The organism is Priestia sp. YIM B13489 (assembly GCF_042787645.1).
Lineage (GTDB): Bacteria > Bacillota > Bacilli > Bacillales > Bacillaceae_H > Priestia > Priestia megaterium.
In genome coordinates this window covers 2042037-2058681 of the sequence record NZ_JBHZOQ010000053.1, presented here as the reverse complement: position 1 = coordinate 2058681, position 16645 = coordinate 2042037, and the positions used below count along the sequence as shown (strand labels likewise).

Sequence of the window (16645 nt, the reverse complement as noted above, 5' to 3'; positions counted from 1 at the left end):
TATCGACAAAGTAGCGTTAAAACTGACGTTTCCTGATAAAAACTCATTAAATCTTATGTTGAATGGAGGAGAATACATTGTTTAATGTCGAAAACTACAGCGGCTCAAAACAAAAGGATTATGAATTAGTAATTAAGCAATTACGCGCCTTATTAGAAGGAGAAAGCAATGCCATTGCTAATCTAGCAAATGCTTCAGCTTTACTAAATCAATTTTTAAATGAAGTAAACTGGGTAGGTTTTTATTTAATGGAAGACGGCGAGTTAGTACTCGGTCCTTTCCAGGGGCTGCCGGCTTGTGTTCGAATTCCACTTGGAAAAGGCGTATGCGGTACAGCAGCTCAAAATCAAAGAACAGAGCGAATTGAAGATGTTCATGCATTCCCTGGCCACATTGCATGTGATGCTGCTTCTCAATCTGAAATCGTTGTGCCAATGGTAAAAGACGGTAAACTTTTAGGTGTTCTTGATATTGACAGTCCAATCAAGAATCGCTTTGATGAAATCGATCAACAGTATCTTGAAGAATTCGTGAAAGAACTCACTTCTTTTCTTTGAATATGAATAAGCAAAAAAACCGCTGCGAATCAGCGGTTTTTGCTTATTAAACAAACGTTTGATTAGCCCATCACCACCGTTTTCTTACGTTCTTTCTTCTCCTTTCATACTTCAAATGAATATATCCTTTCTTTTACATTCTTTTAATCTTCAATCTTCCTTGACTTTATACGAGGAAACACCTATAATACTCGTTGTGTGAAATATTGCAGCTTATACAATCTTCTTTATGTTTTTTCATTTTGTTCCTCATTAAAAGATTGTTTTACAGAAGTAGCAATCCTTTTAACAAGATGGTGTATCGTGTAACTCTCTGCTGCTAGAGCGATGGTACATGAAAACAAAATGAGCATATCGCTAGAATGTGTCTGTTTTTGTTTTGCATAAAATAAAAACACAAACAAGGAGGAGTCATCATGGCTCGTTATACAGGTCCAAGTTGGAAAATCTCTCGTCGCTTAGGTCTTTCTCTAAGTGGTACAGGTAAAGAATTAGAAAAACGCCCTTACGCTCCAGGTCCACACGGCCCAGGTCAACGTAAGAAAATTTCTGAGTACGGTTTACAATTACAAGAAAAGCAAAAATTACGCCACATGTATGGTGTAACTGAGCGTCAATTCCGTAACTTATTCGTTGCTGCTGGTAAATTAACTGGTAAGCACGGTGAGAACTTCATGATTCTTTTAGAAGCTCGTCTTGATAACTTAGTATACCGTATGGGTCTTGCACGCACTCGTCGTCAAGCTCGTCAATTAGTTAACCACGGTCACGTTTTAGTTGACGGTAAACGCGTTGACATCCCATCTTACCGTGTACAACCTGGTCAAGTGATCGGTGTTCGCGAAAAATCTCGCAACCTTTCAATCGTGAAAGAAGCGCTTGAAGTTAACAACTTCGTACCAGACTACTTAACAGTAGACGCTGAGAAATTAGAAGGTACATTCACTCGCTTACCAGAGCGTTCTGAATTATCTGCTGAAATCAACGAAGCACTAATCGTAGAGTTCTACTCTCGTTAATAGTAAAAAGCCGTTCCTTATGGAGCGGCTTTTTTGCTATCTATATAAAAAAAAGGCCTTTCGGCCTTTTTTTTATGCGTATTGAATAAGCGTATATTTTTTCTTGCCTCGACGAATCACTGTGAATTGACCTTCAATACGGTCTTCTGCACCTACTGTTTTTTGTAAATCTTGTTCACGCTCACCATTTAAGTAAATCGCACCGTTTGAAATATCTTCACGTGCTTGACGTTTAGAAGGAGAAATTTTACTTTCTACAAGTAAATCAATTAAACCAATATCTTCACCTGTATGCGTGTAAGAAGGAACATCCTTGAATCCTTGCTTAATTTCTTCTGCTGTTAACTCTGAAATACTTCCGCTAAATAAAGCTTGCGAAATACGAATTGCTTGCTCAAGAGCTTCTTCACCGTGTACAAGCGTAGTCATCGCTGCCGCTAGTGCTTTTTGTGCTTCGCGTTTTTCAGGAGCTTCTTTTGCAGAAGCTGCTAATTCATTAATTTCCTCGTGTGATAAGAATGTAAAGTATTTTAAATATTTTATAACATCACGATCATCTGTATTAATCCAGAATTGGTAGAATTCATATGGACTTGTTTTTTCAGGGTCTAACCAAATTGCTCCGCCTTCTGTTTTACCGAACTTCGTCCCGTCCGCTTTTGTTACAAGCGGAACTGTTAATCCAAATGCTTTTGCATCTTCTTCTGATTTACGAATTAATTCTAAGCCAGCTGTAATATTTCCCCATTGGTCGCTGCCGCCAATTTGAAGCTTACAGTTATATGTTTGGTATAAATTCAAGAAATCGTATGATTGTAAAATCATGTAGCTAAATTCCGTAAATGAAATGCCTGATTCGATACGAGATTGAACAGAATCCTTTGCCATCATATAGTTAATACCAAAGTTTTTACCGATATCTCGTAGGAATGTAATAACATCTAATGAGCCAATCCAGTCATAGTTATTTGCAATAACTGCTGGATTTTCACCTTCTTCGAAATCTAAGAAGCGTGAAAGCTGACCTTTAATACGCTCACTAAACATGGCAACCGTTTCTTTTTCATTTAATGTACGCTCTGCTTTTTTACCGCTTGGATCTCCAATAAGACCCGTACCTCCACCAACTAATGCAATTGGTTGGTGTCCAGCTTGTTGAAAGCGACGTAAAATTAAAACAGGAAGCATGTGGCCGATGTGAAGGCTGTCGGCTGTCGGATCGAATCCACAGTATAAACGAACAGACTCTTTACTCAAAAGTTCACTTAAGCCTTTTTCATCCGTTTGTTGGTTAATGAGCCCTCGAAACTCAAGATCTTGTAAAATATCCATGTTATATATTCTCTCCTTTATCTAATTGCTCGTTACAATTTGTTGAACAACATAAAAAACGCCCCTTCTTAAAAAAGAAGGGACGAAAATATCGCGGTACCACCCTATTTGGAAATAAATTATTTCCCACTTAAATGATGTAACGGTCTACCCGTCTTTTGCTACTGTAAGTTCACAAAAGATGCTCAAGGACGTATTTCATATTTGTCTATGTACTGATTTTCAGCAACCATCAGCTCTCTTAAACAGGGAGACAAGTATTACTTCTTCCTATCACTGCAGTTTATTTTATTTAAAAGTTTACACCCCACAATTATGAATGATTTCATTTTAAAATTCAAGTCCAAAAAAAAGTTCAAACAGCTGGCTGTTTGAACTTTATAAAAATCACTTATTTTCCCTACAAAGATTGAAACATTTACTCCTTAGTCTTCCATCGTTGACAAATCGCCCGTTGGCAAATCTAATTCCCACGCTTTTAAAACGCGACGCATAATTTTACCACTTCGTGTTTTAGGTAGCTTATCTTTAAACTCGATTTCACGCGGGGCTGCATGAGCAGCTAACCCTTTTTTCACAAATTGACGAATATCTTCAATCAGTTCATCTGAAGATTCATACCCATCTCTAAGTGCGATAAATGCTTTAATAATTTCCCCACGCACAGGGTCAGGCTTACCAATAACACCCGCTTCTGCTACAGCAGGGTGTTCAACAAGCTTACTTTCTACTTCAAATGGACCCACGCGTTCTCCTGCCGTCATAATAACATCATCGATTCGGCCTTGGAACCAAAAATAACCGTCTTCATCCATATACGCCGAATCACCTGATACGTACCAATCACCTGGCATAAAATATGACTCATACTTTTCTTTGTTGTTCCAAATCGTATGCATCATAGATGGCCAGCCTTTTTTAATTGCTAAGTTACCCATTCGATAAGGTGGAAGCTCTTGTCCTTGATCGTCAACGATTGCTGCTTGTACACCTGGAATTGGTTTCCCCATAGATCCTGGCTTAATTTTCATAGACGGATAATTACAAATCGTCTGACCGCCAGTTTCAGTCATCCACCATGTATCATGAATACGTTTTTGGAACACCTTCATTCCCCAGCGTACCACTTCAGGATTTAACGGTTCTCCCACACTTAATACATGTCTGAGATTGCTTAAATCATAGCGTTTAACTAAGTCATCACCAGCACCCATTAGCATACGAAAAGCTGTAGGTGCACTGTACCAAACCGTTACGCCAAAATCTTCAAGTGCTTGATACCATGCATCTGGACTAAATCGTCCTCCCACAATCACATTGGTTGCTCCAGCAAGCCAAGGACCAAAAATCCCATAGGAAGTCCCCGTTACCCAACCGGGATCTGCTGTACACCAATACACATCGTCATCTTTTAAGTCGAGTACCCACTTTGCAGTTTGATAGTGCTGAAGCATTGCGTTGTGAACATGAAGCACCCCTTTTGGTTTGCCAGTTGAACCTGATGTATAATGAAGCAGCATACCATCTGTTCTATCTACCCACTCAATTTCCACCTCTTTATTCGCCGCTTCTAATCGCTTCAGAAAATCTAGTTGAATGCCTTCTTCTTCTACATTTTCCCCTACCAGGAGAATGTGTTTTAAAGCTGGCAAATCTTTCACCGGAACGCGGCTCAGCAGTTCAGGCGTCGTAATTAACACTTTTGCATCACTGTCTTGCAAACGATCTTTTACTGCACCTTCCATGAACGCTTCAAATAAAGGCCCAACAATAGCACCAAGCTTCACCGCTCCTAACAATGCAAAATAAAGTTCCGGAGAGCGAGGCATAAAGATAAACACGCGATCTCCTTTTTCTACATCTGCTTGTTTTAGCACGTTTGCGGCTTTGTTTGACCATTCTTTCATTTCTTTGAATGTATATTTTTCATTGCGCTGCGCGTCTCGATAATAAAGCGCAACTTTATTTTTACGCGTAGAGTTTGCGTGCTTATCAATTGCTTCATAAGCTGCATTTAGTTTACCTGTTTCATGCCATGAAAATTCCTTCTCCACTTGTGACCAGTCAAAGGTTTGATACGTTTTATCATAGTCCTGTAAGTTGTATACCCCTTCAATTACAGGAAGCGCTTCCACCTTCATCACAAACTCCCCCTTATGTATAAAATTTACAAACCTATTATATAACAAAAATAGACTTTTCACAATTTTATAAAAATTATTTGTCGGAATTGGGATAATAGTCTCCCTTGTTATATGACAACCTCTGTTATAGAAGTGTCGAATGAACAAGAATCTCTTTTAATTTTTTATTCTATGTATTCTAAAAAACTCCTTTTCTTTTATTTAATTTTTTGAAAACGCTTTAATATAAAGTTTTTTTTGTATTATAATACAGATAAGACTGCTTGAAGGTGGTGATTCATGTGAAACATTCCCAAACATACAATATGAAAGAACTAAAAACCGCTGTTGGAGCAATTGTTATTGAAGGACCTGTTTCCTCCCAGACCTTGCAACAACTTGATTTTCATGAGCAACTAACAGCCTTTCGTCCACCTGAACAGCAAAAAGAAGCATTGATCGAGATTGCCAACTTGCCTGAAGGTAGAATCATTGTTGCTCGCCATCATCATACAATCATTGGTTATGTAACCTTTTTATATCCCGATCCTCTAGAACGATGGTCGGAAGGAAATATGGAGAATTTAATCGAATTAGGAGCTATAGAGGTAGCCGCTCCATTTCGCAGCTACGCTGTTGGTAAAAACTTGCTTATCGTATCTATGATGGATGATGCAATGGAAGATTATATTGTCATTACGACAGAATACTACTGGCATTGGGATTTAAAAGGAACAGGGCTAAATGTGTGGGATTACCGCAAAATTATGGAGAAAATGATGAATAAAGGCGGACTGACGTGGTTTGCCACAGATGATCCGGAGATTAGCTCCCACCCTGCTAATTGTTTGATGGTAAGAATCGGGAGCAGAGTACCTCAAGAAAGCATACAAGAATTTGATAGCCTGCGCTTTCGAAATCGCTTTATGTATTAAGCCGACCTTTAAGAAAAGGAGCTGTGTCTGATGATTGTTGAAGAGATGATGAAAACTGATCTCGTTACCTTAACCCCCGACCATACGATTGCTGAAGCTATGAAACTTTTAGATACACATAAGATTAGACATATTCCTATCATTAATGACCTTCATCACGTAGTTGGTATCATTTCTGATCGTGACGTAAGAGATGCAAGTCCATCTATTTTAGATAATACTTATACATCTGCTCTTCTATCCGAACCCGTGCGGATGATTATGCAAACAGAAGTCATTACAGCTCACCCTCTTGATTTTGTTGAAGAAATTGCAAGTATTTTTTATGAACATCAAATCGGTTGTATTCCCGTCACAAAAAACAAGCGGTTAGTAGGCGTTGTTACCGAAAGAGATCTATTACATACGTTTATTCAGCTTACCGGCACCAATAAGCCAGGTTCACAAATTGAAATAAAAGTAGAAAATAAGGCTGGCGTGCTCGCTGAAGTTACATCCCTCTTTGGTTCAACGAGAACAAACATCTTAAGCGTACTTGTCTACCCTGACGTAGATGAACGATATAAAATACTTGTGCTTCGCATTCAAGCTATTAATCCATTGATTAGTATAAATACATTAAAAGAAAACGGCTATGAGGTGTTGTGGCCTAAATTACCGGAGATGACGTAATGACTAGTAACGCTGTATTTATTTATTCAGATGATATTCTTTCGTACAAATTCAGCAATAATCATCCGTTTAACCAGCTTCGTGTTCAACTAACATATGAACTGTTACGGGAATTTGGCGCTTTAGGCAATCAAGATATTGTATTACCGCGGATGGCATCTGATGAAGAACTTCAGCTTGTCCATGATACTAGCTATATTCAAGCGGTAAAATTAGCAGGAAGCGGCGAGCTTTCTGTTGAAAAAGCAGCAGATTTTGGTCTTGGAACAGAAGATACACCTATGTTTCCCAACATGCATGAAGCCAGTGCATTTTTAGTTGGGGGTACACTTACTGCTGTAGATTATGTGATGACTGGAAAAGCTAAGCATGCTCTAAATTTAGGAGGAGGATTGCACCACGGCTTTCGAGGAAAAGCTTCCGGCTTCTGTATTTATAACGATAGCGCGGTAGCCATCAAATATATGCAGCAAAAGTACAACGCGCGTGTTCTCTATGTCGATACAGATGCTCACCACGGTGACGGCGTGCAATGGACATTTTATGACGACCCTTCCGTTTGTACTCTTTCCATTCATGAAACGGGACGCTACTTGTTTCCAGGCACGGGAAACGTTAACGAACGCGGGCACAGTGAAGGCTATGGTTATTCATTTAATGTGCCTGTTGATGCTTATACGGAAGATGAGTCTTGGCTCGATGTTTATAAGACCTCTTTAAAAGAAGTAGCTGCTTTTTTTAAACCAGATGTTATCTTGACACAAAATGGAGCCGATTCTCATTATTACGATCCGCTCACTCATTTATGCGGCACCACGAAAATATACCGTGAGATTCCTAAAATTGCTCATGAAATTGCTCATGAATACTGTCAGGGAAGATGGATTGCGGTTGGCGGAGGAGGTTATGATATTTGGCGGGTTGTTCCTCGGGCTTGGTCATTCATTTGGCTTGAAATGATTGAACGAAAGGCAGAAGGCATGCTTCCTCTGTCATGGCTTGAAAAATGGACAAAAGTATCGCCTCACCCCGTTTGCACGCAGTGGGATGATGAACCTAATATCTATCAGCCAATTCCAAGAAAACCAGAAATAACAGAAAAAAACGCTCAAACTCTTGAGCGCGCTCTTTATCCTATTCGTTCTCATACATCTCATTCTTAAAAAAAGGCTATACAAGCGTATGGCCTTTTTCACTGTGCTTCGGGATCTGAAATAATAATTTCGACGCGTCTATTTTTTTGTAGATTGTCATTAGACGTGTTCGGAACAAGCGGCTTTGTATCTCCGTAGCCAAGTGCTTCAAAGCGGTTAGCAGAAAGAGAAAAATGGTTCGTTAAATAACGTATGACGCCGCTAGCCCGCGCTGCCGATAGTTCCCAATTAGATGGATAACGATAGGTGTGAATGGGTCGATTGTCGGTATGACCTTCTACTTTAATATCATTTGGAATCGTACTGAATAACCTTCCTAATTCATCCAGAAAAGGGGTGCCTTTTTTCAAAATGTCCGCTTGTCCTGTTTCAAACAGCACCTGTTCTTGTAAAATAAGCACAACTCCGCGTTCATCTCGCTTAGCAGTAATGACATTCTGAAGCTTATTTCCCTTCAGGTAATCCTGCACTTTCGCTAAAATGTTATCCAGCTTTTGAGACTGCTGGCTCTTTTCTACAGAAGCTAATGAGCCACCGCTTGTAAGCGAATTGACAACGGTCTGAAACTTTTGATTATCCACGCTAGACATTGAAAATAGTAAAATAAAAAAAACTAATATTAACGTCACCAAATCAGCAAATGTTACCATCCATTTTGGCGACTGTGCCGAATACCTTTTTCTTCTACGCTTCACGAACGTGTTCTCTCTTTTCTTCCAGCTTTCGTTTTTCAACAGGGGCAAATACTTTTAGCTTTGCTTGCACAAAGCGAGAATTTTGACCCGCCTGCAAGCCGATGACACCTTCAATAATCACTTCTTTAACAAAAAGCTCATGCTCTGTTTTACCAGCTAATTTAGCTGCGATTGGCTGAAAAAACAAGTTTGAAAGCAGCGCCCCGTAGAAAGTCGTTAAAAGAGCAATTGCCATGTTAGGCCCAAGCGATGAAGGGGTATTAAGGCTTTTAAGCATTAGCACTAGCCCAACGAGCGTCCCAATCATTCCCCAAGCGGGGGCATAATCGCCTGCTTTTTCAAACATACTTCGACCTCTCGCATGTCTTTCTTCCACTGCAGCTATTTCAGCTTCAAGCAACTCTCGAATCATTTCCGGTTCTACTCCATCAATGGCTAGCAAAATACCTTTTTTCACAAATGAATCATCGATTTGTTCAAGCTCTGCTTCTAACGATAGAAGTCCTTCTCGACGCGCTTTCTCCGATAAATGTACAAATGTTCCTACAATTTCTTCTACGTTTATTTCTTTAGATTGAAACGCTTGTTTCCCTACTCTTCCCATATTTTTTAATTGTTTTAAAGGAAAGCTCACGCACAGCGTACCAAAAACGCCTCCCAGTACAATTAAAATCGATGGTACATCAATAAAAGCTAAAAAACCGCTCATTCCCCCACTTGAAATAACCCCAAACACAACCATAGAGATACCAATTAGTATCCCTATAGGTGTGAGCATATCAATTTTTTTCATATTCTATCTCCCCGTGTCTGAACTTTGGATTCGTTCTTATTCATTCACAGGTATTATTTTGTTGACTGTCTGAACTCGATGCGGTGAGGAAGCTGTACAATGCTGCTGTCTACCGTTTCTTTGTTCATGTATTTTGTTAAGAGACGCATCGCTACTGCACCAATATCATACATTGGCTGTACAACAGATGTTAACTGAGGACGAACCATTGTTGAAAGTCTTGTGTTATCAAAACCGATAACTTCTAGATCGTTTGGTACATTCAACCCGCGATCTTGTGCCCCGTGAATAACGCCTAATGCCATTTCATCCGTTCCAACGAAAATAGCAGTTGGCTTTTCAGCTTCTTCTAATAGTTTTTCAACCGCTTCAATACCTGAATCGTACGTGTAGTCTCCTTCTACAATATAAGAATCACGTACAGGCAATCCGCTTTCAGTAAGAGCACGCTTGTACCCTTTTACTTTTTTCGCATGATTGATTGGTTCTTCTAACGTACCTGAAACGAATGCAATATTTTTATGACCGCTGTCAATTAGTGATTGCACTGCATCAAAAGCTGCTTGTTCATAATCAATAGTTACAGATGGGATTTGGTTAGTTGATTCGATTGATGCTGCAAGTACAACTGGAACCGGTGATTTTTTTAGCTCTTCTACGTGTTCTTCCGTTACATTCCCACTCATGAAGATGATTCCGTCTACTTGTTTACCAAGCATGTTATTTAAAAGGTGAAGTTCTTTATCTTGATTTTGATCGGAGTTACTTAAGATGATATTATATTTGTACATTGTTGCAATATCTTCGATTCCACGCGCTAATTCTGCATAGAAAATATTTGAAATATCAGGAATGATAACTCCTACTGTCGTTGTTTTTTTACTTGCTAATCCACGCGCTACTGCGTTCGGACGATAGCCTAGTCTTTCAATTGTTTCTAATACTTTTTTTCTAGTTGATGGTTTTACATTTGGATTTCCGTTTACCACACGAGAAACCGTTGCCATCGACACGCTTGCTTCCCTTGCTACATCATAAATTGTTACGTTCACAACAAACACTCCTTATCGAAAAACATTTCGTTTATTTTATCCTTATTTCATTTCTTGTATTTACGTATATAAATCCATCTTCCTTTATAGAATGGCTATTTCTAGCTCCTTCACTCTTACATACAGCTTAGATACCCTGTATGCATCTAAATCATTCCTGTTATGCCCTTATTATTACGTGGCAAAGACAATTTTACCAGTTTATATGTAACAATGTAAAAGACGGTGTATATTAAGTAAATAAAAAAAGTGAATCGCGAATTTATATCATATGCAATCACAGAATGATAGCGAATATCTGTAACTACTATACGATACTATGTGCTTCATCGCAACGTATTTACCGCCTTTTTCCGACAAGTTTCACGAGAATTTCATAAATTCTTGTTTTTTGGATTTGCACTTATTCTTTCCTATTTTGACAAAAGTTATCGACTGTTTTCAAAATACGTGATAATTTCGCTTATCTTTATTATAACGAAAGGCAAACAAGCTTGAAACCATTAAGTGCCTCAAACTTGTCATAAAAGTATACGAATTTTTCATTTTTACGTTTTTTTATAAATTTAAGTTACATATAGGTTTTAGCTGCTTCATAAATTCTGTAAATTGCGGGATATCCATTTGCTGAGCTGAATCAGAAAGTGCTACGGCAGGATCTGGATGAACTTCTGCCATAATTCCATCTGCACCGATGGCAAGAGCTGCTTTAGCCGTTGGAACAAGTAAATCTCGTCTTCCCGTTGAATGGGTGACGTCGACTAAAACAGGTAAATGAGTTTCTTGTTTTAAAATGGGAACAGCTGAAATATCCAGCGTATTTCGCGTTGCTCGCTCATACGTACGAATTCCTCGTTCACACAAAATCAGCTGATCATTTCCTTTTGAAACAATGTATTCAGCAGCATTAATAAACTCATCAATCGTAGCGGCTAAGCCTCGCTTTAATAAGACAGGCTTCTTCACCGCACCCGCTTCTTTTAACAGCTCAAAATTTTGCATATTACGAGCGCCAATTTGAATCACATCTACGTATTCTACAGCTGTTTCAATATCAGCGGGATCGACAATTTCACTAATAACGGCTAAATCGTATTCGTCAGCTACTCTTTTTAAAATTTGCAATCCTTCTAAGCCAAGGCCTTGAAAATCATAAGGAGATGTTCTTGGCTTGTAGGCTCCGCCTCTAAGCATCCGCACGCCCTGCTGCTTCACGGCTTTTGCTACGGCTGCTACTTGCTCATAGCTTTCAACGGAACAAGGTCCTGCTACAAAACGCTGAAGTCCGTCACCAATTGTTTCTCCTTTTACCGTAACAATTGTATTTTCCGGCTTCTTTTTACGGGATACAAGAAGTGCTTTACGATGATCGTCTTCTTGAAGCTCTAAATGAGCTTTGAAAATCTCTTTGAAAATATGTTGAAGCGTAGACGTTTGAAACGGTCCTTCATTCTTGCTTAAAATCGCATCAAGCATTGCTCGTTCACGAACGGGATCAAATCGTTTGGTTGACTGCATGCCTTTTAACTTTCCTATTTCTTGAACAAGCTCGCCTCGCTCATTAATAAGCTTTAACAGTTTCATATTTACTTCGTCAATTTGAGATCGCAAATGCTGAAGATTTGAATTCGTCATGTACGTCCACCCTTTCACTGATTTTAAAAAATCCGTTTAGCAGGGTTACTACATAAGATGATAGATGATGGAGGATATATGTAAGGGGCTTCTCTGCTTTTATGTGCTAAACTACATCTATTGTACGAAAAAGCGGATGAAACCGCAATCAGCTTATAAAAAAAAGAGGTTGAGGCATAGCTAAATCGCTCCAACCTAAAGGCGGAAAATTGGGATAAACAATCTATTATGGATTGCTTGTCATACAGTAAACCTACGTTCACCCTTCCAATGAAAAAATCCGAACGATTAATGTTCGGATTTTTCTTTTACTAAAATACTTTTTCGATTAGTGAGCTACGTTTTTCGCTAATTCGTCTTTGTTAATGTTCCAGTGAGAAGCATGCCACTTCACTTTTCCATCTTCAAACAGAAGCGCTTGAGGTGATTCATGCTTCACTTCATACGTCTCAGCGATATAGTTAGATACATCACGTGAATCTTGAACATGAAGATAATAAGAAGGAATGTCTTCATGACCAGAAGCAAATGCTGAAAATGCCTCATGACCAGCTGCACTAATTGGACACGTTGTACTGTGTTTTAAAAATAAAAAGCGATTGTTTTCCTTTACAACTTGTTCGAACTCTTCAACTGTTGAAATTTTTTTCATTTTTTTCACCCTTTCTGTACTTACTCTTAAGTTTACATGGTTTGAGCGTTTCCATACAAAAAGAGTGCTCAGCTTTATGTATGATGCTCATAAATTCATTTATAAGGTGGAGTTTTTTTCTGCAATGAAACAATTATTTACTTGTTGTTATCCAACCTAAATTACATACAAAAAAAGCGTTCACCCTATAGGGTAAACGCTTTTGATTCTTTATTATGGTCGTGGCACTGTGCTTTCCACTTCATCTAGTGCTTTTTGAGCTTCTGTTAGCTTTTGCTGAACGTCTTCGTTGCTTTGAGACTCAACTTCATCAGCAAGCACTTCTAAGCTTGTTGGCGGTAATGCTTCGTGTTCAGGATCTACTTTACGGAAGTTTTTCACCTTGTCCACTACTTGTGAAGATTGCTCAGACAGTGTTTGTGATAAACCAGCCGTTTTTTCTTTAGCCGTTTGAGCAAACCCTTGTCCTTTTTCAACAGCGCTGTTTTTCGCTTGCTCTGTTTTTAAACGAACGTAAGCTGCCTGCTCATTTAAATCAGAACGGAACTCTTTACCTGATTTTGGAGCAAGTAGTAATGCCGTTGCAGCTCCTACAACTCCTCCAATCACTGTTCCTACTAAAAAGCCTTTATTTGAAGTGTTGTTTGGTTTATTTGGTTTGTTTGACATATGCGTCTCCTCCTTTAAAGTTCATCCTTATGAAAATGAGCGTGAGCGTTGAACCGCTTTTTCTTTTACTTCAACAGGTACAGGCTCTGCTTCAACTTTTTTCTGTTTTCTTAATTTTATACGTTCCCATACGTCTAATGCAACATTGCTCCATTGAACAACTTGAGCAACAGTTTCTTTATTTTCTTCTACTTTCTCTGAAACGCTTGATGATACGCTTTTAATAGACTTATTTAGGTCTTGGATTGAGTCACCTACGCCTTTAACAGAATCCACCACTGTGTTCAGCGCTTCGGATTTACGCTGAATATCTTCAGCTAACAGATTAGTCTTATGTAAAAGTGCAGTTGTTTCAGCTGTGATTCCTGTCATTTGCTTTTCTACACCGTCTAAAGTACCTGCCACTGAATTTAATGTGTGCTGAACGGATTTCAATGTTTTGGACACGGAAACCACCAGGTAAAAAATCGCAATGGCAACAATAGCAGCGCTTAAATAAAGAATAATAACCATCTGTGCAAGGCACCTCCTATTTTCTTCTCTCTTGTTATAACTACTTTCCCAATTTTATAAACAATTAAACCTTCTATTCCCTATAGACTCTTTAACTTTACCATATTCTCTCTGCTTTTATTCAGAAAAAGGGAAGATTGTACATTATTTCGCGATATATGAGTTATTTCCCTTCCTAAAGAAAAAAAGGATTTTAAAGCATAAAAACAAACAAAATAAGCTCAGTGGGGTACAATAGAAAGTGAATCACCAATCATTGCTATTTTAAGGAGGCACTATTTATGAAAGACCCTAGAATTGCGACATTAGCTAAAAATTTAATTAATTATTCTGTTCGCCTTCAAAAAGGAGAAAAAGTATTAATCGAAAACTTTGGACTTCAGCGCGAACTTGTGACAGCACTTGTAGATGAAGCGTACAAGGCGGGTGGTTATCCATTTGTACTGCTAAAAGATCATTCGGTAGACCGCGCTCTTTTAAACGGTGCACAAGAAGAGCAGTTCAATATGATGGCAGACTTCGAAGCAAATGTGATGAAGGAAATGAATGCTTATATTGGCTTGCGTTCTGGCTCAAACATTTTTGAACAATCAGATGTTCCGGCAGATAAAATGAAAATCCAAGGGAATACGATCGGTAAAAAAGTACATAGAGAAATTCGCGTTCCAAAAACAAAATGGGTTGTTCTTCGCTATCCAAACGATTCAATGGCGCAGCTTGCTAAAATGAGTACAGAAGCATTTGAAGATTTTTATTTTGATGTATGTAACTTAGACTATGGCAAAATGAGCAAAGCGATGGATGCTTTGGTTGAGCTTATGAACCGTACGGACAAAGTGCGTTTAACAGGTGAGAATACAGACTTAACGTTCTCTATTAAAGATATTCCTGCAGTGAAGTGTGCCGGGGAAATGAATATTCCGGACGGTGAAGTATACACGGCTCCTGTACGTGATTCTGTAAACGGAACAATTTCTTACAACACTCCTTCTAACTATCAAGGCTTTACGTTTGAGAATGTATCCTTAACATTTAAAAACGGTAAGATTGTTGAAGCAACCGCTAATGATACAGAACGCATCAACGGCATTTTTGATACGGATGAAGGCGCACGTTTTGTTGGCGAATTTGCGATTGGCGTAAATCCATATATTCAACATCCAATGCAAGACATCTTATTTGATGAAAAAATTGACGGAAGTTTCCACTTCACTCCTGGCGAGTGCTACGAAGATGCGTATAATGGAAACAAGTCAAATATTCACTGGGATATGGTGATGATTCAGCGCCCAGAATACGGCGGCGGTGAGATTTATTTCGATGACGTGTTAATTCGTAAAGACGGGTTATTTGTCATTGAGGAATTAAAAGCGTTAAATCCTGAAAATTTAAAATGAGTTTTGAAAGAAAAAAGGCACTCTCCTGAGTGCCTTTTTTTTATGATACGGTTTGCTGATATAGTTTTTCAAACTTTTGAATGTCTCCAGCACCCATAAATACTAATACAGCTTCATTATGGTCTTTTAACGATTCAATTGTTTCTTCATTAATTAATTCAGCTCCGCTGATTTTGCTTCGTAAATCTTCAATTGATAATTTACCTTGATGCTCACGAGCTGATCCAAAAATATCACATAGATATACTTTATCAGCGTGCTGTAAGCTTGCTGCAAAGTCCTCTAAGAACGTTTGTGTACGCGTAAAAGTATGCGGTTGGAAAACAGCCACAACTTCACGGTTTGGATACTTTTGACGAGCAGCTGAAATCGTTGCATTAATTTCCGTTGGATGGTGTGCATAATCATCGATTAGCACTTGTTTGCCAACGTTCTTTTCACTGAAACGACGTTTTACACCTTGATATGTTTTAAAACGCTCTTGCAGCACAGCAACGTCAATTTCTTCATAATGACAAAGTGCAATAACAGAAAGTGCATTTAAGATGTTATGGTCGCCATACCCTGGAATTTCAAATGATGCGTGGAATGTATTACGAACGAACACATCAAATGTTGTGCCTGTTGTGCTTTTTACGATATTACGTGCTTGGAAATCATTTTCTTCGCCTAAGCCGTAATAAAGAACAGGTACCTTCGCTTGAATTTGCTGCAGATGTTCATCGTCACCACAGGCAATAATTCCTTTTTTGACTTGAAGTGCCATCTCTTGGAACGCGCTGAATACATCGTCGATATTGGCAAAATAATCAGGGTGATCAAAATCAATATTCGTCATAATTGCATAGTCTGGCGTATAAGATAAGAAGTGGCGGCGATACTCACATGCCTCAAACGCAAAATACTTGCTGTCTTTTACACCTTTACCCGTACCGTCTCCAATTAAATATGAAGTAGGTTCAGCTCCTTGAATCACATGCGCTAACATACCCGTTGTGGATGTTTTTCCGTGTGCTCCTGTTACGGCTACACTCGTATACTGTTTCATAAAGTCACCTAAGAAACGGTGATAGCGTACAAGCTTGACTCCTTCTTTTGAAGCTGCTTCTGCAATTTCTTCATGCGTATCAGGAAAAGCATTTCCTGCGATTACAGTCATGCCGTCTTTAATATTATTTTTATCAAATGGTAAAACAGGAATTCCCTGCTGTTCTAGTGCTTTTTGCGTAAAAATTTCTTTTTCAATATCCGATCCTTGAACTTGAAAGCCCATATCGTTTAGGATTTGCGCAAGCGCACTCATTCCTGTTCCTTTAATACCTACAAAATGGTAAACTGTCATATAAAGAACCTCCAACATTCGTCTATCTGTAAGACAGTATATGACGGTTATCTAGAATTGCTCTTACAAACGTATATAAATGTCGTTTGATTGATGATTTCACGA

At 38.7% G+C, this 16645-nt stretch carries 16 protein-coding genes and 1 other annotated feature; of the genes, 6 read left to right on the top strand and 10 right to left on the bottom strand.

The window, feature by feature from the left end; all coding sequences use genetic code 11:
• Positions 1-77 precede the first annotated feature (77 nt).
• Together ACFX4W_RS16300 and rpsD are read left to right on the top strand one after the other, a co-directional pair.
• Positions 78-557: a GAF domain-containing protein gene (locus tag ACFX4W_RS16300; protein WP_043975966.1), complete on the top strand. Its 480-nt coding sequence runs from the start codon at positions 78-80 to the stop codon at positions 555-557.
• A gap of 416 nt (positions 558-973) precedes the next feature.
• Positions 974-1576, top strand: a complete 603-nt coding sequence (gene rpsD, locus ACFX4W_RS16295) for a 30S ribosomal protein S4 (protein ID WP_013059485.1) — start codon at positions 974-976, stop codon at positions 1574-1576.
• A 72-nt stretch (positions 1577-1648) separates the two neighbouring features.
• Here the strand turns inward: rpsD and tyrS are convergent, their stop codons facing one another.
• Positions 1649-2908, bottom strand: coding sequence for a tyrosine--tRNA ligase (gene tyrS, locus ACFX4W_RS16290; RefSeq protein ID WP_280560422.1), 1260 nt, complete (start codon positions 2906-2908; stop codon positions 1649-1651).
• A gap of 75 nt (positions 2909-2983) precedes the next feature.
• Positions 2984-3194: a binding site (T-box leader), on the bottom strand.
• A gap of 139 nt (positions 3195-3333) precedes the next feature.
• Entirely contained in the window at positions 3334-5049 is a 1716-nt protein-coding gene (acsA, locus tag ACFX4W_RS16285; RefSeq protein WP_043975961.1) for an acetate--CoA ligase, read from the bottom strand.
• Between the two features lie 284 nt (positions 5050-5333).
• On the opposite strand from acsA, the gene ACFX4W_RS16280 reads away from it, so the two are divergent.
• The 3 genes from ACFX4W_RS16280 to ACFX4W_RS16270 are packed head-to-tail and all read left to right on the top strand — an operon-like array spanning position 5334 to position 7801.
• Positions 5334-5966 (top strand): N-acetyltransferase, encoded by a 633-nt coding sequence (locus ACFX4W_RS16280; RefSeq protein ID WP_162215031.1) that lies wholly within the window; start codon positions 5334-5336, stop codon positions 5964-5966.
• Between the two features lie 30 nt (positions 5967-5996).
• On the top strand, positions 5997-6638 hold the full coding sequence (locus tag ACFX4W_RS16275; RefSeq protein ID WP_043975958.1) for an acetoin utilization AcuB family protein: 642 nt from the start codon (positions 5997-5999) through the stop codon (positions 6636-6638).
• Positions 6638-7801, top strand: a complete 1164-nt coding sequence (locus tag ACFX4W_RS16270; protein ID WP_016765740.1) for an acetoin utilization protein AcuC — start codon at positions 6638-6640, stop codon at positions 7799-7801. Before ACFX4W_RS16275 ends, ACFX4W_RS16270 begins: the two co-directional genes overlap by 1 nt.
• 29 nt (positions 7802-7830) lie before the next feature.
• Here ACFX4W_RS16270 and motS read toward each other — a convergent pair whose 3' ends face one another.
• From motS to ACFX4W_RS16235, 7 genes are all read right to left on the bottom strand, one after another.
• Positions 7831-8487 (bottom strand): flagellar motor protein MotS, encoded by a 657-nt coding sequence (motS, locus tag ACFX4W_RS16265; RefSeq protein WP_080781548.1) that lies wholly within the window; start codon positions 8485-8487, stop codon positions 7831-7833.
• Positions 8477-9280 (bottom strand): flagellar motor protein MotP, encoded by an 804-nt coding sequence (gene motP, locus ACFX4W_RS16260; RefSeq protein WP_014458004.1) that lies wholly within the window; start codon positions 9278-9280, stop codon positions 8477-8479. Before motP ends, motS begins: the two co-directional genes overlap by 11 nt.
• 53 nt (positions 9281-9333) lie before the next feature.
• Positions 9334-10332, bottom strand: coding sequence for a catabolite control protein A (gene ccpA / locus ACFX4W_RS16255; RefSeq protein WP_025750682.1), 999 nt, complete (start codon positions 10330-10332; stop codon positions 9334-9336).
• Between the two features lie 558 nt (positions 10333-10890).
• The gene (locus tag ACFX4W_RS16250) at positions 10891-11967 is read right to left on the bottom strand and encodes a bifunctional 3-deoxy-7-phosphoheptulonate synthase/chorismate mutase (RefSeq protein ID WP_043975954.1); all 1077 of its coding nucleotides are present in this window, start codon (positions 11965-11967) and stop codon (positions 10891-10893) included.
• Positions 11968-12295: 328 nt separating this feature from the next.
• Entirely contained in the window at positions 12296-12619 is a 324-nt protein-coding gene (gene ytxJ / locus ACFX4W_RS16245; protein ID WP_043975951.1) for a bacillithiol system redox-active protein YtxJ, read from the bottom strand.
• A 213-nt stretch (positions 12620-12832) separates the two neighbouring features.
• A complete protein-coding gene (locus tag ACFX4W_RS16240) occupies positions 12833-13288 on the bottom strand; it encodes a YtxH domain-containing protein (RefSeq protein WP_013059496.1) in 456 nt (151 codons plus the stop codon).
• Positions 13289-13315: 27 nt separating this feature from the next.
• Positions 13316-13801, bottom strand: coding sequence for a DUF948 domain-containing protein (locus ACFX4W_RS16235; protein ID WP_013085231.1), 486 nt, complete (start codon positions 13799-13801; stop codon positions 13316-13318).
• Positions 13802-14082: 281 nt separating this feature from the next.
• Between ACFX4W_RS16235 and ACFX4W_RS16230 the strand changes: the two genes are divergently transcribed.
• Positions 14083-15198, top strand: a complete 1116-nt coding sequence (locus tag ACFX4W_RS16230) for an aminopeptidase (protein ID WP_013085232.1) — start codon at positions 14083-14085, stop codon at positions 15196-15198.
• A 40-nt stretch (positions 15199-15238) separates the two neighbouring features.
• On the opposite strand, the gene murC is transcribed toward ACFX4W_RS16230, so the two are convergent.
• Positions 15239-16540, bottom strand: coding sequence for a UDP-N-acetylmuramate--L-alanine ligase (murC, locus tag ACFX4W_RS16225; protein WP_013059499.1), 1302 nt, complete (start codon positions 16538-16540; stop codon positions 15239-15241).
• Positions 16541-16645 lie beyond the last annotated feature (105 nt).

Coding starts and splice junctions, on each gene's coding strand:
- rpsD (WP_013059485.1), top strand. CDS start 974: ATGGCTCGTTATACAGGTCCAAGTTGGAAAATCTCTCGTCGCTTAGGT.
- tyrS (WP_280560422.1), bottom strand. CDS start 2,908: ATGGATATTTTACAAGATCTTGAGTTTCGAGGGCTCATTAACCAACAA.
- acsA (WP_043975961.1), bottom strand. CDS start 5,049: ATGAAGGTGGAAGCGCTTCCTGTAATTGAAGGGGTATACAACTTACAG.
- ACFX4W_RS16275 (WP_043975958.1), top strand. CDS start 5,997: ATGATTGTTGAAGAGATGATGAAAACTGATCTCGTTACCTTAACCCCC.
- ACFX4W_RS16270 (WP_016765740.1), top strand. CDS start 6,638: ATGACTAGTAACGCTGTATTTATTTATTCAGATGATATTCTTTCGTAC.
- motP (WP_014458004.1), bottom strand. CDS start 9,280: ATGAAAAAAATTGATATGCTCACACCTATAGGGATACTAATTGGTATC.
- ACFX4W_RS16250 (WP_043975954.1), bottom strand. CDS start 11,967: ATGACGAATTCAAATCTTCAGCATTTGCGATCTCAAATTGACGAAGTA.
- ytxJ (WP_043975951.1), bottom strand. CDS start 12,619: ATGAAAAAAATTTCAACAGTTGAAGAGTTCGAACAAGTTGTAAAGGAA.
- ACFX4W_RS16240 (WP_013059496.1), bottom strand. CDS start 13,288: ATGTCAAACAAACCAAATAAACCAAACAACACTTCAAATAAAGGCTTT.
- ACFX4W_RS16235 (WP_013085231.1), bottom strand. CDS start 13,801: ATGGTTATTATTCTTTATTTAAGCGCTGCTATTGTTGCCATTGCGATT.
- ACFX4W_RS16230 (WP_013085232.1), top strand. CDS start 14,083: ATGAAAGACCCTAGAATTGCGACATTAGCTAAAAATTTAATTAATTAT.
- murC (WP_013059499.1), bottom strand. CDS start 16,540: ATGACAGTTTACCATTTTGTAGGTATTAAAGGAACAGGAATGAGTGCG.